A 19,072-nucleotide genomic window follows, 5' to 3' on the forward strand; every position below is an offset into this window, starting at 1 on the left:
CTCAATCCCCTTCCCGGTTCTGGTAGGATTGCACGCGCTCAGCAGCGTACACCGGCTTCAATTCGTGCTTTGCATAATCGAAATACTTCCCTTCCAGCAATCCGATTAAGGTATTGGTCACGCGCACTTCTATACAATTCATACCTTCCCTCAACATGGATGTCTGGCCACGGAAGTGGTAGGGCATCCATGTGCGCGCACCAAGGGAAACACCGTTCACCAGTACTTCCGCCACGTCGTGGAATTCACTGTCCAGTCCCTCGAACGTAACCTCGAAGCTATCCTCCACAGGCAATCGGTCAAGCTCGAGCTCACGGCTGAATGTCATCGTTCCGGCAAAATACGGATAACCCGCGTATGGACTCGCAGCGAGCGGCTGCGCCTGAACAACCGGACGATTCAAAATAGGACGCTGCTCCACATCAAAACCGGTTTGGAAACTCCCTGTTACATACAGCGCATCGATCAGTCCGTTCCAATCCTGTTCAATCGTAACTTCTACCTCAATTTCATTGACTCCAGGCTTCAAATAAGCGGTAATCTCGCAGCCCACATTCATAAAGTCATACACATTGTGTCGTGTAAAATCCGACTTTAGGAGACGATGGCCGTTTATCACTACCGCCCCCTCACCGGAGATCGCACCTTGATCCATCACGAGATGAACCCGGTCGAGATGCTTCTCCATAACAAAGGTTGTCGTATAGTTCGCCTGCAGTGGATACGCTAGCTGGATGCGCATCGGCGTCCCAAACAACTGGCTCATGTGTACGGGCAGCTTCGTCGATGCAGCAAGATCGGCACACTGATCAATGAACGTCTTCACTTGTACCTGTGGAGCTGCGTCCTGTGCACCTTCTGCCGAACTGTTCACACCTTGCACGGATAGGTGGAACGTATCCAAGCGTACCGCATTATCTTCATCGGTCTGCATCGTCCATAAGGTTGAGTCGGACGCGTCGATTTTCAACGTCCATGGTTTGTTCTGCACGACTAAAGCCGCGTCAGTATGGCTACGTGTGATGCGGAACAGTCTGGATTCGAACGCGCCGAGCAGAACCGGCAATGACCAGCCATTGACAAAGATCTCAGTCTCAACAGATGTCTCATCGCCGCGATCCAAGGACAGCTCAGTAAACAGAGCGGCATTCACATCATTTTCATCCCAAAGAGCGGTTGATATTTGTAATGACAAATCACGTTCCGCCTCTTCCTGATTGCTTACGAAAACAAGGAAGCTGTCCATGTCAATCCGGCGAGTCTGCATAAGAATACTGCGCCCGCCGTAAGCCGTGTTCAGTTTCACAGACAGCGGCTGTAGCTCCTCGAGGAGCGATGTCATGCTGCCCAGCGTTGTCGCTTCGTCAGCTGACGCCGCGAACGGCAAGTGATATGCACTCTTTGTGCCTTTGGACCACGACAAGACCGCTTCGGCGTCTTCGTCCCAGAAATGCTCGGCGACAGGCTGCGGCAAACCAAAGGTACTCGCTGAAGTAGCCTCGTCCCAACCGTTCTCTTCAATCGCCTGGTACGGCAATTGCCCCAAGCTGATCACCGTTCCGCCTTGCGCCAAGAACGCATCCAGCTTCGCCCACGCGCCGCTCTCCAAATTCGTCATCGGCGGCATGATCACGATTGAATAGCTGGCATTGCCAAGCAGAATCTGACCGTTCTCTACCACAGCTTCCGCGAGCAGTTCCGTATCCAGATGGTCGTAATCCCTGCCACTGTAGGTCAGCTCGTTGCAAATGCGTGTCCACCACGCTTTCAAGTCACCAAGCTTACGCTTCTCATCGGCATTGTTGCCACCATAATCAAAATGGTGGAAGGGATTGCCCATGTGAGCCCACAGCGAGGTTGTCGGTTGAAGCACCGCTGTTCGAATATCTGCTTCACCGCAACTCATGACGTAGCTGATCCGTCCGACATAATCGCCGAGTTGTCTGAAATACGGCCAATATGGATTTTGCAGGAACTGCGACGGCGGCGCGTCATGCTTCATCAACGCATCGAGCGTATAGAAAAAAGCATGGAAGTTAAAGAAATTCGTGCCTTGAGCAGCCATACGGTCGATCATCCACTTGGCATCCTGAATCGTCATCGACCATCCCACACTATGGAAGCACTCAATCAAGTTGCGCTCACGGCCGAATTGGCGGGCAATGGAGCTAACCATTTTGGCACTCGACCGAAAGCTTTCCGCCTGATTATTCAAAATCCAATCCAGTGAACGTCCGAGCTTCTCATGAGCGGTATCGCCTCCCGGCACATGGCTGTACCGTTGTGTCGTATGCCGTACAGAAGGCACCTCGGTCACGTACTGCAAACCATACCGTTCGCACCAATCGTGCACCTGCTCATGGTAAGCACTAAGAAGCAGTTCATGAATAACTTGATAGTAATCATAACGAATACGAGCCGACTGCTCCCCTTCTTCATACAGCAGCGCATGAAGGTGCTCACGCAAATCATATCCGTTGCGTTTCAGGAAAAATTGCGGCAGCCGCGGAGACCATGGCAGCTTGCCTAACAGCCCGATCTCGTCGGTAAACATGCCTTTAATCGTACCGCCGAAGTATTCGCCCAGGTGCTGCGCATACTTGTCGTGGGTCAACCGAATAAACGTCGCCATTGCTTCATGATTGCAGGGATCGACGAACGTTCCGTAGTATTTGAAATCTTCGATTTCCTTCTCCTGCATAATCAGCACTTCCCAATCGCCTGCGGGTGCCGTCCATTCCATTTTCTGAACGGTACGGTACGTAAAGAACCGTTTTTGATTGTAAGCCGTCAAGCCCGCTTTCTGAAAAATCGGCTCCGCCTGGAAGTTCCCGATCGACGAACGGACGTCTATCGCCTCATTCCACAGCTTAACTCCCTCCGGACTGAGAGGAATCGCTTTGGCATATAAAATGCGCGCCCACGGCAGCTCCATGGACAAGTGCTCTCCACCTTGCACACGCTCTGCTCGATGCTCGAGTGTATAGTGTTTGGCCTCCGGGTGCTCCAGCGTCACCTCGCCGCCCGCGATCCCGCTCGGATATGGGTACTCATCATAGAGCCACACCTGCAAGTTGCGGCGTTCTGCCGCTTCAACCGCTACGCGTACTTTTTGAAACCAGGCATCGGATAAGTAAGGTACCTCAAGCCCTTGTCTCGCACAGACGAAGAATCCCCCCAACCCCTTGTCCGCCATCTCATCGATCTGGTAACGAATCTGTTCATCATTCATATCTCCATTCCAAAACCAAAAAGGATGGATCCGGTAAGTCGCTTCCGGCTGCGCAAAAGATTGCATCGTAAACTGGGCCATGTAAGCACATCTCCTCGATAAGTGAATAACTGCTTCCTTCTATATAAGCACTATATAGGAAGTCACTTTGCCCTAACAATCGCACTATTTTGACAGCATGCTCTTTCGCCTGCAACTATCTTGTCGGGTTTGCACATCCTTGCGAAATCAAGCCAAATCACGGTCGGCTGACGATAAAATGCTTGAAAATCCACCTGTATACAGAAATATTTCATATGCTTATGTAAGAAAACGGCAGCCATGCCGGCTGCCGTTTCAACAATCTTATGTGGTTGGTCTGTATAATTTTATGCCCTAACCTTAGTTATCCCGTTTCAATGGAATGACCATATTCCAGGTATTCGCTGCTTTTGTAAATTCACCAGGGCCGTCAGCTGTAGCAAAAAACATATGGGTGGGCTCGTTATTTTCAAATAAAATAAACGGCCTCTCCAGGCTCCCCATGACCTGTTCCGTGCCATCATCCCATTTGATACTCCGGGTGTATGACTTTTCTCCCTCAAGAGCTTCCCAGTGTATCCCATCCTGCGAACTTGCCAGAATCCCGCCATGATATTCACCACAAATGTTGCCAATCATATCCTTCGCGATCATTTCATAGCCGCCAGGTACCTGATAAATAAAAGGATCCTCCAAGCAGAATTTATCTGTTGGAAACACAGTCTCATCTGCTAAAGCCGTATAGGGTCCCCTGTAATGATCGGCCTTTGCAACCCCGAACGACATGGTTTGACTGTGCAAAAAGGTAGGATACGGCCTGGATTTGTAGGTTCTAGTCTTATACACCAGAAGTACGGATCCATCTTCATGCATGCACGGCGCAGGATTAGAAGTGAAGAAATTATCGAACTTATCCGGCCTTGGCTGTAAGATGGGAGAATCCATTCGTTCCCACGGCCCGTATACACTCTTGGAAACAGCAATGCCAATCCGCTTATTAGCTCGCGCTACGATACATCTTGGATCATGAAGATCATAGGACTCTGCCTCTTCAGGCGATACATCCGTAAATGGGTGCGTGGACCCCATATAGTATAAAATATACGTGTCCTGATGCTTCACGATATGCGGGTTATGCGTACTTCTTCCATCCCAGTATTCCGCTCCTCTGAAAGGAAGAACAACTTCTTCAAATTGATAAGGTCCCTCGGGAGCGTCCGAAACGGCTCGCACCACCTCGGATGCGACTAGCCAGCCAGGATGCATCGGCAGGTATTTAGGCCATCTGGAAGCGAACATATGATAGCGCTCATCCTCGCCTTTCACAACAGAACCGCACCACACCCAGTAGCCGTCCATTCGAAAACCGCCAGATCGTGGCGAGGGTAACATTTGAGTAGCTAACATCCAACTTTCCTCCTTGGGTAACGAAATGGATCAGCAGCGTGCCTAGATGGACTAATCATTCCATACATTCCGAGTCGTTGCCAAAGTATCATTCAGTTGATCTCTTAACGCCCGTATAATAGGGATGCTTTCCTGTTCATCTGCGAAATTGTTCAACTGCTACTCATCGCTCAGATCATCGTATAACAGATAAGATTCTTGCTCTGCATAGTTTTTGCTAACTAGAAACGTGTATTGTTGGGTCGTGTTACTTAAAGGCGCCGCCTTCGGTGATCCCCGCCCTAAGCGGAGCTAGCTGACCATTTCCCGTAACAGGTGCAACCCGGCCATCCTTACTTGGATCTGTATATTTCACGAACCATTCGCCGAGTCTTCGTCGCATGTCTTCCAGCACCTCTTGGCATGCAGCATCATGAATCTGATTTACATCTTCGTTCGGATCATTATGCAAGTCATATAACTCGTGTGGACCGTAAGGATAACGATGTACATATTTCCAAGCTTGCGTGCGGATCATACGAACCGGTCCGTATTCGTCATAAATAACAATATCCTCATGACCGTCGTCCTCTTCTCCCCGTAATAGCGGAAGAAAGCTACGACCTGGCAGCGGATATGGATCCGGATTGGACAATCCCGCATAAGCCAGTAGTGTTGGAAACATATCATATTGACTAACCAGTTCACTACAAACAACACCGGCAGGGATGACACCTGGGTGGCTGAAGATTGCGGGAACCTTAACGGAAGTATCGAACATATTCAGAGGGAATGTCCCGTTTCCTTTGCCCCAAATGCCGTGATGCCCCATATTCATGCCGTTATCGCCCGTAAAGATGAGGAGTGTCTGCTCCCTTAATCCCTGTTCCTCCAGCCTTGCGATTATTCTACCGATGCCGTCATCCATAGCAGTAACAGATGCATAATAGCCTCGAAGCAACTCCTTACGGCGTTCACCTTCGCCATGCGGTGCAGATGTGATTTGATTCGCATGCAGTGGCAGCTCAGGAACAGAGTCGAACGGGCAGTCCTCATACATGGACACATAGGACTCTGGGTGCTCAGAGCGATCCCAAGGAGAATGCGGAGCTGTATAGTGAACACTCAAATAAAAAGGATTGTCTTGCTGGGAAATTTCATTCAGAAAGTCCAGTGCCCGATCCGTAATCAAATCTGTCACATAGCCATCCATTAGTGTAACCTCGCCATTTCCCACCATATCAGGCTTCATATACGAGCATCCGCCTCTGGCGATGGAAAACCAGCGTTCGAAGCCTTTCTGTGGGACCGTGCTGGAACCAAGATGCCATTTCCCACTCAAAGCACAAGCATATCCAGCTTCGGCCATAAGCTCCGAATACGTCAGCTGACCAGCCAAATATTCAGTAGCTGTACGCTCGTCAGCAAAAATCGGCTGACTCTGCACCTCTTCCCGCAATTCGCTCCGAGTCACATTGCCGGAGCAAATCCAGTCATGAACGCCGTGCTGCGACGGCATACGTCCAGTCAATATAGAAGCACGCGCCGGGGAACATACCGGCGACGTGCAGAAGAAATGATCGAAACGCATCCCTTTGGCTGCAAGCCGATCGAGATTCGGGGTGTGGATTTCGTGATTACCTGCACAGCCAAGTGCCCAACTCCCCATGTCATCGGCCAGTATCACAATGATGTTCGGTTTCCCACTCATTTCGTTGTTTTATACCGATCGTAAACCTGTTGGTAAATTTTTACCATTTTATCCATTCCCATGTCATTCAGCTTTTTCACATAATCGTCCCATTCTTTATCGATACCACCTGTAAGCATCCACTTCGCATACATTTTACTTACGTAGGCATCGATATCCGTCAAGTATCGGGAAATCTGATCGCTTTCTTCCGCCGTGAAATAAGTTTTCGGGAACGCATTGTCAACCAGATACTTGCCGTATAGGTTATCTACATCTACCTTGGAGCGGATTTGCGACGGTGAAGGCGGCACGACCATATCACTGACAGCTTTGGTCAACGCCCAGACTGAATAGGCCGTTGGCGGCACCTTCATGAAGTCTTCCGAGTTGGCTCCTTGCGGCAAGGCAATCGCATCGTATTTACCATCCGAGCGCTCTTTTAAGCTATCGCCTCCGATAACCCCTCTGCTCATTTGCATGGAAACTTTCGGATCATACGTGTAATCAATCCAGCGAATCGTCGCTTCCGGATGTTGATTCTTGTTCGTAATGGCGAAAGATCCTCGCAACAAAATACCGTTTGCATATTCCGCCCAAACCGGATCTTTACCATTTGGCCCTTTCAGCGGCGGAAGCGATACATAGTCCTGGTTGGCTGGATTCCAATCGAACACAACGCCTACAATCCCTTTGCTTTCTTTTGCCGTGAGCACCTTGCTATCCTGAGTAAAGCTTTCTGGATCTGCCAAGCCTTCGGCGAAAAGCTTGTTGAAATATTCAATTGCCGCTCTGTACTCCGGCTGTACCGCTGTGTAAATAACTTTATCATTTTCAACAGCTAGGTGATTGTTGCCCGCTTTATGTACATCGCGATCAATTCGTCCGAAAGCACCGAAGAAGGAATTTACATCACTGTTCCAGTTTTGTAGGAACGATAGCGGGATTTGATCCTTCTTGCTGTTACCGCCTAAATCGTTCTCTTTAAAGGCTTTTAACGTTTTATAGAGCTCGTCGGTCGTTGTCGGCATAGGCAACTTTAACTGGTCAAGCCACTTTTTATTGATAAACATCGTCGATTTCGTCCGCGAATAGCTTTCGTCGATCGTAGGCAGTGAATAAATGTGCCCATCCGGCGCGGTTAATTGCTTTTTATAGGTCGGATTATCTTGCAGCAATTTCTTCACATTAGGGGCATATTTCTCGATCAAATTCTCAAGCGGGATGAGAATACCTTGAGAACCATACTTCACAATATCTGTGTCTTCGCTGAGAATACCGTGCGCATAGAAAGCGTCGGGCAACTCGCCGCCGGCAAACAAGAGGTTCTTCTTCTCTGTCCAACTGCTGCCCGGGGTCAAATTCCAATTAATATGAAGGTTTGTCGTGGCCTCTATATCCTGGAAAAGCTTGTAATCGTTCAAATCCTTACCTGAAGGCGGCTTAAACCCCGCAATATTTAGCGTCAGCTTCTCTTTGGCGATCGGGAAGCCGCTCACGTTCATATCGGATGGAACAGATCCTTCCGACTTGCCGCTCACCTCTGGTGCGCCTTTGTCTGAACTGCAGCCTACAAGTGCAACTGACATGCCTAGCACTAATCCTAGTGAAGCTTTTGACCATTTGTTTTTCATCTTTTTTTCCCCTTTCTGATTAAGAGATTACCCTGCCTATAGTAAGCGAAGAAAACGCGATTACCCTTTGACTGAACCGACCAATGTGCCTTTGACGAAATACCGCTGCAGGAACGGGTACAAAATCATAACGGGCAAGCTGGATATGATAATAATACCGTATTTCATCAGCTCCATCCGTTTCTGCTGCTCCTGCGAACCATCGAGCATCCCCTGCATATCGGAGCCCTCATTCATAATCAAGATATTCCGTAATATGATTTGCAGCGGCTGCTTGGCGTTGCTTTTCAAATAAATAAGCGCTTGGAAGTACGAATTCCAGTGCCCTACGGCGTAGAAGAGAACGATCACCGCTACGATCGGCAGTGCAAGTGGAATGGCAATTTTCCAGAAGAATTTGAGATTAGAACACCCGTCCATTTGAGCTGACTCGAGCAATTCCCCCGGTATGTTGGTTTGAAAAAACGTCCTTACAATAATCACATTGAAGACCGAAACTGCATTCGGAATGATCATCGCCCAAGTCGTATCCAGCATGTGCAGCTCTTTGACAAGCAAATAACTGGGAATAAGTCCGCCGCCAAAGAACATCGTAAATACAAGCAAGAACATAAACACATTTCTACCAATTAGATCCGAGCGGGATAGCACGTACCCTGCAGTGATCGTGAGCACGACGTTAATCGCCGTTCCCGTGAGTGTATACCAGAGCGAATTACTAAAGCCAAGCCAGATGGAGGACTCGGCAAGCAGCCGTTTGTAGCCGTCCCAGGTTATATGTTCAGGAAAGAATAGCAACTTCCCGGAATAAACCAGGTCAGGATCTGTAACAGACGCGGTCAACACAAAATAAAGCGGATACAAAACTAACAGCACCAGAATAGAGATGAGCGTATAGTTGCAAATATCAAACAGGAGATCCGCTCTTGTTCTCGCTAGTTTCATCGGTTCTCCCCCTTACCACAAGCTAGTTTGTTTTAACGATTTTGCAATTTTGTTCACGCTGATCAGCAGAATAAAGTTAATCACGGTATTGAACAGCCCTATGGCTGCGGAGTAGCTATACTGCCCCTGCACAAGTCCGGCTTTATAGACATACGTCTGAATAGTCTCCGACGAGTCAATGTTGAGCTGGTTTTGCATCAGATACACTTTCTCGAACCCGACGCTCATCATATGGCCCATATTCATGATTAGCATAATAATAACCGTCGGCATGATGGATGGAATATCCACGTGGTAGACACGCTGCAGCTTGGATGCACCATCAACGGTTGCTGCTTCATGCAGATCTGGGTTGACGGCAGTCAAGGCTGCCAAGTAAATAATCGTCCCCCATCCAACGCTTTGCCATACGCCTGAGAAGACGAAAACGGTCTTAAACCATTCGGCACTTCCCATGAAGAAGATTGGTTTGATGCCTACCATACCGAGGAGACTGTTGACCGCTCCTGTTTTCGGTGAAAGCAGCAGATATACGATGCCGACTACGACTACCGTAGAAATGAAATGGGGAGCATACGTAACCGTTTGTACAAAACGTTTGAATCTTTCGCTCGTTAGCTGATTGATCATCAATGCCAGAATGATTGGTGCAGGAAACGCGACCAGCAGTTCATAAATAGAAATGCCTAGCGTATTCCGAATAATGGTAACAAGCTGGTACGACTCAAAAAATCGCTCGAAGTTATCGAATCCTACCCACGCACTTCCCAAGATGCCTTTCACTGGGTTGAAATTTTTGAAAGCAATTTGAAGCCCGTACATCGGGAGATAGTGGAAAATAATGAAATAGGCCAGCGTGGGCAAAAGCAGTAGATATAAGTCATAGTTACGGATGATACGCTTAAACATTTGTTGTTGTGTCATGTTGTTCTTTCACCTCCGCTAGCTATCAGCTCTTCATGTCTCATTTGTACCACCCTTTTAGACCATCCGTATATAAGTGAGATCGCTACATGGACTATGCCATTCTTGATATTGGCCTGATTTGGCCAAGAATAAGTCATTTTTAACTTGTCTATATGCCAATTTCAATGCGGAATAGCAAAAAAACGCCTCTTCTAAGAAGGGGCGTTTGATGAACATGTCATCATCGATGCTGTTTCCGATATTCACCCGGTGTGACACCAACTGTTTGTTTAAACTTGCGAATAAAGCTGGAGACATCACTATAACCAATTTGCTGAACAATATCTTTTACGGAGAAATCCTCTGCCTTAAGTAGTCGTTTGGCATGATCAATTCGAACTTCGTTCATATAGTCCATGATGGTCCTGCCCGTCTGTTCCTTGAAATATCTGCTCAAATATGATAAGGATAACGAGAAATGCTCAGCGATCCTCTGCACAGAAAAGTCATATTCCCCACAGTGCCGTGATATGTACTGCGTGATTTGCTGGATCAATGCGGATGGATTTGCCGGCTTCTTCGATTCAAGCAAATCACAGTAGGTTGCACAGGCGGTCGTCAGAAGATCCACGATTTCATCCAATGTCATATACTCAGTAAGAGTCAGCACGTCGGGAAAGCTGGCTGTTGCCCCGCCTGAATTGCGCTTATCCGCGTAGGCAATAAACTTACGAATCATATCGTAACAAAGCTCTCTAGCAACAAACAACGTAAGTCCACTCTGTTTCATCCGCATGCCGATTTGATGGACAGTTTCGGTGACTCGGCCTGCATTTCCGTGCTGCAGCACGATTTCCAAATCCTCCAGCACTCTTCTGGGGCTTAGAAGGTCGGCATGGTCGTGCACGAGCAGTTCATCGAAGAAAATGACCCGTTGATTGCCTTTGATCAGTTTATAATCGATCGCTGTTGAAGCCTCCAGATAAGAACGGCCCGCTTGCACCAACTCAGCATAACGGTTGCCCACCCCCATCGTGATGGGAGCTTGGAAAACGGCTGTCAGATGTTCGTGAATCCGATCCAGCCATTCCCTCCAAGCCTCTGGCGAACAGCTTGATGATACAATAAACAACATCCGGCGATCTTCTAGACTTTCTTTGCGATACCCGACAATTTGCCCTCCGAACCACGCTTCCACCTCTTCATGCAGTCTACCTTTCATAGGTACAAAAGAAGCAGGAAATTCCAACATTAACACCGCTGTTTCCGAGTAAGGGAGCAGGAAGCCAATCTCTTTCCCCTGTTCATTTAACGTTTCGACTGAAGTGAACTCACCCTTCAGTATACTGGCAAGCAGGTGCTCCATAACAGCGGAACGGTTGGCTTCCAACTTCAGCCCCAGACTTCGGTTCGAATCCGCCATATCATGAATAACGTTACCGATCATCTCAAATACGTTCGCTCTGCGGAGTGACTGGCCCCGTATCGTCTCCACAAGTGCAGCAAGTCTTTTAACCGGATTATAGTTAAAAATCATGAGCACATAGACGAGCACGCAGCCTGCAAGGAAAATAACAGCCATCCAGCTCCCCCATTGCCAAATCGCTCTGTTAATGGGGGCCACCAGGGTAGACTTAGGAAGCATCGTGACGTAAGTAAACCCACTCTTGTCCGATTTCTTGTAAGAGGCTGCATAGGTAATATGCTGAATTGTAACATCCTGATATTTGGCTTTGCCGTTCACAATTTTGCCGAAGAAGCCGGGATCGTGCAAGTAGTCAGTAGGCGTTTGAGCCGCTAAGACGCGCCCTTCCCTGTCGAACACAATAGCATTGCCCCCTGCCAGCGGCAAGCTTTTGAGCAATTCATTTTCCTTCAAGATGAACAAAACTGTGCCGTAAGGATGCAGGCTGTTAATCGGAATCGGCACAATGTAGGTAACTAGCCGCTGATTAGGCAGCCCTGAAATGCTAACGTCCTCCGCTGGCCTTAGCTGCGGGGTTGTCAAACGGTTCAAGTCATCGTTAAACTGCGCTGAGGTCCACTGTTTATACTGATAAAATTCATCAATGAAGGAATTGACCTTATAGATACTTGTCGATGAAAGCAGAAAATCAGTCCCCCTAATATGCAAAGCAACTTCCCGAATGCTTTCGTCAACAACCTTGCTTTCCAGCACCTTTTTCCCCTGATAGACATTGTAGTAATCATGCGTCAGCACATAAGGCGATAGCTCGGAAACACTCTCTAGTTGACCTGCAATCCGATTCAATAGGATCATCTTCTGATCCATCTCATCCTGCAGATCTTGAAGAAGCGCCTGATTGTTGCGTTCCACATCATCCCCGACGATATGAACCAACTGATGGTAACCGGTCACCCCTAATACAAGCAGCGGGAGCAAAAATAACGCCATGTAGGAAAAAAGATAACGATAAAAGACCGGTAGTTGGTTAATCGCCGCTTTCATCTTTTCGCCTCCATTTCGATTTGTATTTGAGCATTTCTAAGTGATTACACGATTGGAACCAAAACAAGCTCCTTTGGCATCCCATCTTGGCAGATTAGCTCAACGACACTGCAATCCCCCTCACCTGCAAAAACTTGAACTCCCTGTTCAGGCGACGAAAGCATCCACTGTCCTTTGAGCGTAATTCGCATTGGATGCGCAATGCTTTCCGCATTAACCCACTTGCGTGAATAGACACTGACTTCTTTCTGAATCCCGTTCCTATCATATTGATCCTTTTCGATTTCTTCATATAAACGAAGATCCGGATCGACCGCACTCATCGTCAAGGTTCCGCTTTCCTCGCGAATCATGACCATTGCTGGCGTATCAACTGCCGTCACGTACCCGATTCCGAGACAATCGTCCGCTTCGAACAGCGCGTATGCGGTTGTACAGCTCTCTGCATCAAACACCACATGTGCTGATCGATTCTGACGCAGCACCTTATAAGGCGCTGTATCCGGATGCTCCATCTGCTTATAAAAGCGCTTAACTTGTCCGCAGTCCGTATCAACCAGAATTGCGTACGCGTAGCTGCCCTCAGTCGGTGAAGTCCCATGATCCAACCATGCTGCAGCAAAATCCCCTTGCGTATCGACATCTGTCGATTGATGCTTGGAATGTTGTGTGTCTTTCGAGACAGAAACCGTCTGCCCGGCTGGAATATAATACCCGTTCCCTTTATTGTCCAATATCCATGTGGGATTGTCCAATTGCTTTTTTTGGAAATAAGGAAAATCATAAATCGGTCCCGCTTCGTCAATCCAGAGCGGATCTTTCCTGACAGGCAAATGATTCTGAAACAGGGTCGTTTCTGTCCTGTTTGCTACATTGTCGTTTTCGATACCAGAACCCAAGCAAATAATGCGATTATCAAAGAAAAATGCCGACTTGCGCGCTCGATGACTCCCCTCATATTTGGGATGCTCATGAAGCTTCATGGCAAACATTCCGTTGTGCCCTTCCAAATGAAGTCCGCCTGCAAAGGTTTCATCCGAAAGGAGCATTTCCTCAAATCCGCTAAACGTATCTACATTGCAAACGTTAGCCCGCAGCTCCTCAAAGGGCTTATGCACCGTGGTTGTCCCCGGCCATCGGTTCCAATCCCAACCGTCGTGCTGATAACCGCTGGCATGATGATTAACCGGCTCACCACGACTCATTATCTGAAGATGACCGTGAGATATATAGCGGCCGTACAGATTTGCGTTCACATACGTTTCGTTCGCCCACAAATAGCGGCTATGCCCGCGCATGCCAGCAAGCCAAGAACCACGCCGATGTATGGCCAACGCGGCGTAGTTCATCGTCCAGTGACCGTTCGGTTCTGGTTCCGCTATGATGCCCATTACTTCAAAGCGACGTGCCGCTTCCGTTCGATCACCTTGTTCTAGCAGCCTCAGGTAAGCTGCAGCAACCTCTGCATCTACCTCGCTGCGACCTTCAGGTGTGCCACTGTCAGCCAGAAAAACAAAAGGCTCCGGATCTAGCGCCCACTTGCCTGTCGGATGACGGGCAGATAGCGAGATCAGCCATTCCCGCTTGTTGCTGTACAACCGCATAGAGAGTAGGGCCTTTCGTATCGTCTCATGTGCTTCTTGGCTGACACGGAACGGGGTACCCTTCAGAACGTACATCATCGGCGTCACGCCTTGAAAGCCGCCTACTGCATAGGCAGGGTAATGATTCACGTGATGATAGGCAGACCCGTCGATTTTATACGCTGCACGCAAACCTGGAGCAGGCAATAACGACTGGGAGAGCCAATCGCGGAACGCTTTCAGGTCCCGTACTTTTTCAGGTGTGTCGTCCATGATAAGCAAGGAAGCGAGCATCCCGTGCAGTGTCGTGTTGTAGATGTCGATGTTGCCTTCTACTTCTGCAAGAGGCGTATGTGTGCGGCCCACGCCGCTGAACCAACGCATCGTCCGCTGTGTCCGCTCCAGGATTCCCGCCTCTTGAAGCACAGCTCTCATAAGAAAGACGGCAGGATAATAATCTCGGAAGTTATAGCCAAAATGATGGACGGTTCCTTGAGAGCTGCCGTACGTCCAGCCTTGATCCTCCATATAGTCCAATACGGTTATAAACATTGCCTGCAGATCAGCTTGTTGTTCCGCTTCCTCGCAAGACTGGAAACAGATCGCCGTTTCCAGCAGGAAATATGTAATCTCGCTCAGCTGTACACCGTTGGAAAGGCGTTTCAGCTCCTCCTTTAGCAAAGGCGGATAATGATCGAAGAACAGCTCGATCGGACGGCCTGTGAGAATTCCACCTTTGCGCGCGATCCCATACTCGGCGAAACGCTGCTGAAGCAACGTGATCTCCTCCTTCGACACACGCCGTTTCTTGAGGAAGAGCGCCTCGAACCGCTCGTTCATCAGCCCAAAGGCATCTTGCTCTTCCTGTATAACCACTGAAGGGATCGCATGCTTCGGGGCTAACTGTTCAAACGCATATAACGCAAGCCAGTGTGCGTTTGCAGATACATCAGCGCGAAGGTTTACCAACGGCACCTGAAAATCCCTAGTATGAAACCTAGGATCGATCGGCGTGTTCAGCATCATCTGATCGATGAACAACGTACCTGGCTGTATGCCCATTGGCATACGGATTGTAACCGTATCCATATCTGGATGAGGGCACCCCGTCATATCCCGTTCATAAGCAACCCAAGCGGTTCGCCAACCACTGAAATTCAACCCAAATTGAAAGGAGCAATCCACGGCTTGTCCACTGCGCCCGAACTCGAATACAAGTTCGCCCTCTACCGCAGCAGCGTTATAGATCCAGATCGTAAACGAGTCGCGTGCCTGATCCTTCGTTCCTTCCTGAAACGGACGATATCCTATCGACTCTGTGACGATCACGGTTGAATTTTCTGTATAATCCCACTGCAAGCTAGAGTTACCATCCTTGTAGTATTGATTCGTAATGGACAAGCGAGAATGCCTGTCACAGGTAAAACAAGTTGGGATACCGCTTTCAAAACTGAAAATAGTCATTCGTCTTTCCCCCTCTTCTACACCTAATCTGTCAAAGTGACTTATAAGAAAGTGTAGAACAGCGCCTACCCTCGTGTAAATCGGCGGTTTCCTTCCACGCATATGCGAAATCTGAACACGATACATATCAGTAGTAGTCTGCAAAAAAAAGTTCACTCAATTGAGTGAACGTCGAATTACTTCAAAATTATTAATTCCTACCTCTATGGTTTGCGATAAACATGAGTCCGAATGAGATGACTATGATGGCTGCTGCCCAGCACCATGCAAGAGTTTGATTACCAGATTCAACAGCGATATAGATGGCGGTAGGCAAAGTTTGGGTTTTGTGAGGGATGTTGCCCGCAATCATAAGTGTGGCACCAAATTCTCCCAGTCCTCTAGCAAATCCAAGAATGTAAGCTGCCGTGACAGAACGCCACGCCAAAGGCAAGGTTATATAACGTAGAACTTGCCACTCATTTGCACCAATGGATCTCCCCGAGTCCTCCAAATCTTTGCTGACTAGTGAGAACCCTGTTTTCATCGTTTGATAAACTAATGGAAAAGCCACCACGATCGATGCGATCACCGCAGCCCCCCATGTAAATATAATAGACTGATCGAAAAATCTCTCCATTAGGTATCCAATCCAACTCTTTTTGCCCAATAGGACTAATAAGATAAAGCCTACGACCGTAGGAGGGAGCACTAAAGGCAGAAGAATAGCAGTTTCTAGCAACGTTTTCCCACGAAACTTACGACGCGACATTCCCCAAGCCGCTATTCCTCCTAGTAGTAAAACAAAGATGCTGGATACAACGGATACCTTTAACGAAAGTAGGATAGGAGAAGCAAACTCTGTCCAACTAATCTGATCTACCCTCATTTTGGAATAGAAAATCCAAATTTGACGAATACATCTTGTGCTTCTTTACTTTGTAGATAAGCGTAAAAGTCAGCCGTTTCTTTACTGTGTTTTGTTGCTTTTACAATACCAGCAGGGTATTCAATCGGTGTGTACGATTTTGGATCAACACTGAATACTACTTTGACACTTTTGGAAGTCAGCGCATCCGTTTTATAAACAAAACCAGCTTCTGCATTGCCAGACTCAACGTAGGTAAGTACTTGGCGAACATCTTTGCCCTGTACGAGTTTAGCTTGAAGCGAGTCCCAAAGTTTCGCATTAGTCAATGCCTCTTTGGCGTAGCTGCCAGCTGGAACGGTTTGCGGTTCCCCAACTGCTACATGTTTAATATTTTCATTCGTTAAATCCTCTGCTTTTTGAATGGCAACCTTGCCATCCACTGGAACTACAACGACTAATTCATTGATTAGCAAGTTTTTTTGCTGTGCCGTATCGATCAATTGCTTGTCGACTAGCGTCTTCATATTTTTGGTTGCTGCCGAGAAGAATAAGTCCGCAGGTGCCCCTTGTTCGATTTGCTGTTGCAGTGCCCCTGAAGCTCCGAAGTTAAAGTTGAGTTTAATTTGTTTGTTTTTGGTCTCATAGTTGGTTTGAATTTCTTTAAATGCATCAGTTAAGCTAGCAGCTGCCGAAATCGTTAGCTCTACTTTCTCGGTCGGCACTGGTGTTGCTGTAGGTGCCACAGTTGCTTGTGTTGGTGTTGTACTTACAGCGGGTTGTTCCTTTTGGCTAGAGCAGCCTGTGATGATCATAGCTGCGACAACAAAACAAGATATAACATAACTAAACCTTCTTAAACTTAACATTACGTCCCCTCCAAGGTTAAATTTATATCTATTTGATTATAAATAGAATAATATAATCTCTGATCATTATATAAAAACAGAATTAATTAGTAAACAACAGGATTGAAATACCCTATTTATCAGCTTATGATAGATGATGGTGGTTCCGTACGGATGCAGGAGTAAATCTACGCTACTTTTTAGAAGACAAGCTTATGGAGGTTTACAATGACAGCTGACATGTCCTATACAACGGAAGAAATATCTAAACTTTTGAAAATATCTAAACTAACTGTTTATGATTTAATAAAAAAAGGCGATCTACCCGCTTATCGTGTTGGCAAGCAGATGCGTGTGGATGCATCAGATCTTGAAACCTATAAAACACGTGCAAAAGATGGTATGGTTTCTACGATTAAAAGTGAGTATGTCGAACCAGTTACTCATCATTCTATCCAAGCCGTTTCATCTTCCAATCACTCTCTTGTGATAACTGGACAAGATGTTAGCTTGGATATCTTAGCTAAACATATCGAAAGAAATGTAGCCCATTACAGACCGCTTCGTTCGTATGTTGGTAGTATGGATAGTCTAATCTCTATGTACAAGGGTGAGTCCGATATTGTCAGCACGCATCTGCTGGATGGAGACACTGGTGAGTATAACCTTCCTTATATCCGAAAATTACTGATTGGTTCTTCCTACATTGTTGTAAATCTCTTGTCACGATCGGCCGGTCTATATGTTCAACCGAGAAATCCTAAACAATTACATGGTTGGGCTGATCTCAAAAAGCCTGGACTTCGATTGGTTAATCGTGAAAAAGGTTCTGGTGCACGTGTTCTGTTAGATGAACAACTCCGACTTCATGGAATTCCAAAACAACTGCTACATGGTTATGAGCAGGAAGAATCGAATCACTTAGGCGTGGCTGGTAAAGTTGCTATAGGTGAAGCTGATTTCGGTGTGGGTATAGAGAAAGTAGCCTCTATGGTTAACGGCGTTGAATTCATTCCACTTATTCAAGAGCGATATGATCTTGTCATGCTAAAAAAACCACAAAATCTTGCTTGGATTGAACGCGTAAAGCAAATCTTGCAATCGGAATCCTTCCATAAAGAGCTGCGTCCTATCCAAGGATATGATTTATCGCAGACAGGACGCATTTTATTCGAGACTTAACTTAGCAAAAATGAAAACGGCAGTCTAAGACCTTTACTAGGTCTAGTCTGCCGTTTTTATAAATACATAATTTGTAGGGATATTCAAGCTTTTAGACTAGATAGATCTATTGGGTGAATCGTCGTTTGATCATCCAACTGCATTCTTTGATCAATTCGCAAAAAAGGAATACCTTGCTTTCTGCACTCTTCCACGAAATCCTTTAATGCTTCCAACATGTACATCGGTGCGTATGGATTCGCCCCCAATGTCTGTCCACTATCGTGCAGCACGATGATGTCGTTATTTTGCAGCCTCGCAAACAGCTTTTTCTTGATCCTATCTGTTCCCCCGCTGCATCGCCAATCGCCAACCATTAAGGACCATAATACAAGTTGAAATTGTTTCATGTGCAGAAAATCAAATAGGTTAATAATCCCCCACGGCGGTCGATAGTAGATTGGTTTGAATCCCAGTATGTTGTCGATCACCGTTACGGTATCTTGCAATTGCTTTCTTACCTTTTTCGGGGTCAGTACAGCATTGGTCCAATGCCTATAATTATGAATGCCAATCAAATGTCCTTCTGCATGCATCCTTCTGATGATTTCCGGATATTTCTCTGCTTTAGCACCTAGAATAAAAAAAGTCGCTTGAATGCCATGTAATTTTAATAGATCTAAAAGTTGAGGTGTGAATGCCGGATCTGGCCCGTCATCAAACGTCAGCGCAATCCCGGTTACTCTCTTCCCTTTACGAAAAGCACTAAAACTACCTAATCGAACAATGGCTGTCGGTATAATTGTATAGACTAGAAGTCCGATAAGTATCGACCATATGATATGCGATCCATAATGGCTGTCGTGTAAATGTATCCTCATCTGG

General features: G+C 47.1%; 12 protein-coding genes. 1 reads left to right on the top strand and 11 read right to left on the bottom strand.

Annotation, left to right across the window (positions count from 1 at the left end):
* Position 1 precedes the first annotated feature (1 nt).
* The 10 genes from ASL11_RS31140 to modA form a co-directional block, all read right to left on the bottom strand.
* The gene (locus ASL11_RS31140) at positions 2-3,313 is read right to left on the bottom strand and encodes a glycosyl hydrolase (RefSeq protein ID WP_056623722.1); all 3,312 of its coding nucleotides are present in this window, start codon (positions 3,311-3,313) and stop codon (positions 2-4) included.
* Between the two features lie 300 nt (positions 3,314-3,613).
* Positions 3,614-4,660: a glycoside hydrolase family protein gene (locus ASL11_RS31145; RefSeq protein WP_200962492.1), complete on the bottom strand. Its 1,047-nt coding sequence runs from the start codon at positions 4,658-4,660 to the stop codon at positions 3,614-3,616.
* A 247-nt stretch (positions 4,661-4,907) separates the two neighbouring features.
* Positions 4,908-6,350 carry a sulfatase-like hydrolase/transferase gene (locus tag ASL11_RS31150; protein WP_056623726.1) on the bottom strand — a complete coding sequence of 481 codons (1,443 nt, stop codon included), beginning with the start codon at positions 6,348-6,350 and terminating at the stop codon, positions 4,908-4,910.
* Positions 6,347-7,963 (bottom strand): extracellular solute-binding protein, encoded by a 1,617-nt coding sequence (locus ASL11_RS31155; RefSeq protein WP_056623729.1) that lies wholly within the window; start codon positions 7,961-7,963, stop codon positions 6,347-6,349. The genes ASL11_RS31150 and ASL11_RS31155 overlap by 4 nt, the downstream gene beginning before the upstream one ends.
* 60 nt (positions 7,964-8,023) lie before the next feature.
* Positions 8,024-8,908 (bottom strand): carbohydrate ABC transporter permease, encoded by an 885-nt coding sequence (locus tag ASL11_RS31160; RefSeq protein WP_056623732.1) that lies wholly within the window; start codon positions 8,906-8,908, stop codon positions 8,024-8,026.
* 12 nt (positions 8,909-8,920) lie between these two features.
* The gene (locus tag ASL11_RS31165) at positions 8,921-9,832 is read right to left on the bottom strand and encodes an ABC transporter permease (protein ID WP_056623735.1); all 912 of its coding nucleotides are present in this window, start codon (positions 9,830-9,832) and stop codon (positions 8,921-8,923) included.
* A gap of 223 nt (positions 9,833-10,055) precedes the next feature.
* A complete protein-coding gene (locus ASL11_RS31170; RefSeq protein ID WP_056623738.1) occupies positions 10,056-12,284 on the bottom strand; it encodes a helix-turn-helix domain-containing protein in 2,229 nt (742 codons plus the stop codon).
* A 44-nt stretch (positions 12,285-12,328) separates the two neighbouring features.
* Positions 12,329-15,331: a chondroitinase family polysaccharide lyase gene (locus ASL11_RS31175; RefSeq protein ID WP_056623741.1), complete on the bottom strand. Its 3,003-nt coding sequence runs from the start codon at positions 15,329-15,331 to the stop codon at positions 12,329-12,331.
* A 190-nt stretch (positions 15,332-15,521) separates the two neighbouring features.
* The gene (modB, locus tag ASL11_RS31180) at positions 15,522-16,199 is read right to left on the bottom strand and encodes a molybdate ABC transporter permease subunit (RefSeq protein ID WP_056623744.1); all 678 of its coding nucleotides are present in this window, start codon (positions 16,197-16,199) and stop codon (positions 15,522-15,524) included.
* Positions 16,196-17,047, bottom strand: a complete 852-nt coding sequence (modA, locus tag ASL11_RS31185; protein WP_056623747.1) for a molybdate ABC transporter substrate-binding protein — start codon at positions 17,045-17,047, stop codon at positions 16,196-16,198. The genes modB and modA overlap by 4 nt, the downstream gene beginning before the upstream one ends.
* Positions 17,048-17,254: 207 nt before the next feature.
* Between modA and ASL11_RS31190 the strand changes: the two genes are divergently transcribed.
* The gene (locus tag ASL11_RS31190) at positions 17,255-18,208 is read left to right on the top strand and encodes a helix-turn-helix transcriptional regulator (protein WP_056623753.1); all 954 of its coding nucleotides are present in this window, start codon (positions 17,255-17,257) and stop codon (positions 18,206-18,208) included.
* Positions 18,209-18,291: 83 nt separating this feature from the next.
* Here the strand turns inward: ASL11_RS31190 and ASL11_RS31195 are convergent, their stop codons facing one another.
* Positions 18,292-19,068 (bottom strand): polysaccharide deacetylase family protein, encoded by a 777-nt coding sequence (locus ASL11_RS31195; RefSeq protein ID WP_056623756.1) that lies wholly within the window; start codon positions 19,066-19,068, stop codon positions 18,292-18,294.
* Positions 19,069-19,072: the final 4 nt, after the last annotated feature.

The sequence above is a fragment of the Paenibacillus sp. Soil750 genome (genome assembly GCF_001428045.1).
GTDB lineage: Bacteria > Bacillota > Bacilli > Paenibacillales > NBRC-103111 > Paenibacillus_E > Paenibacillus_E allorhizoplanae.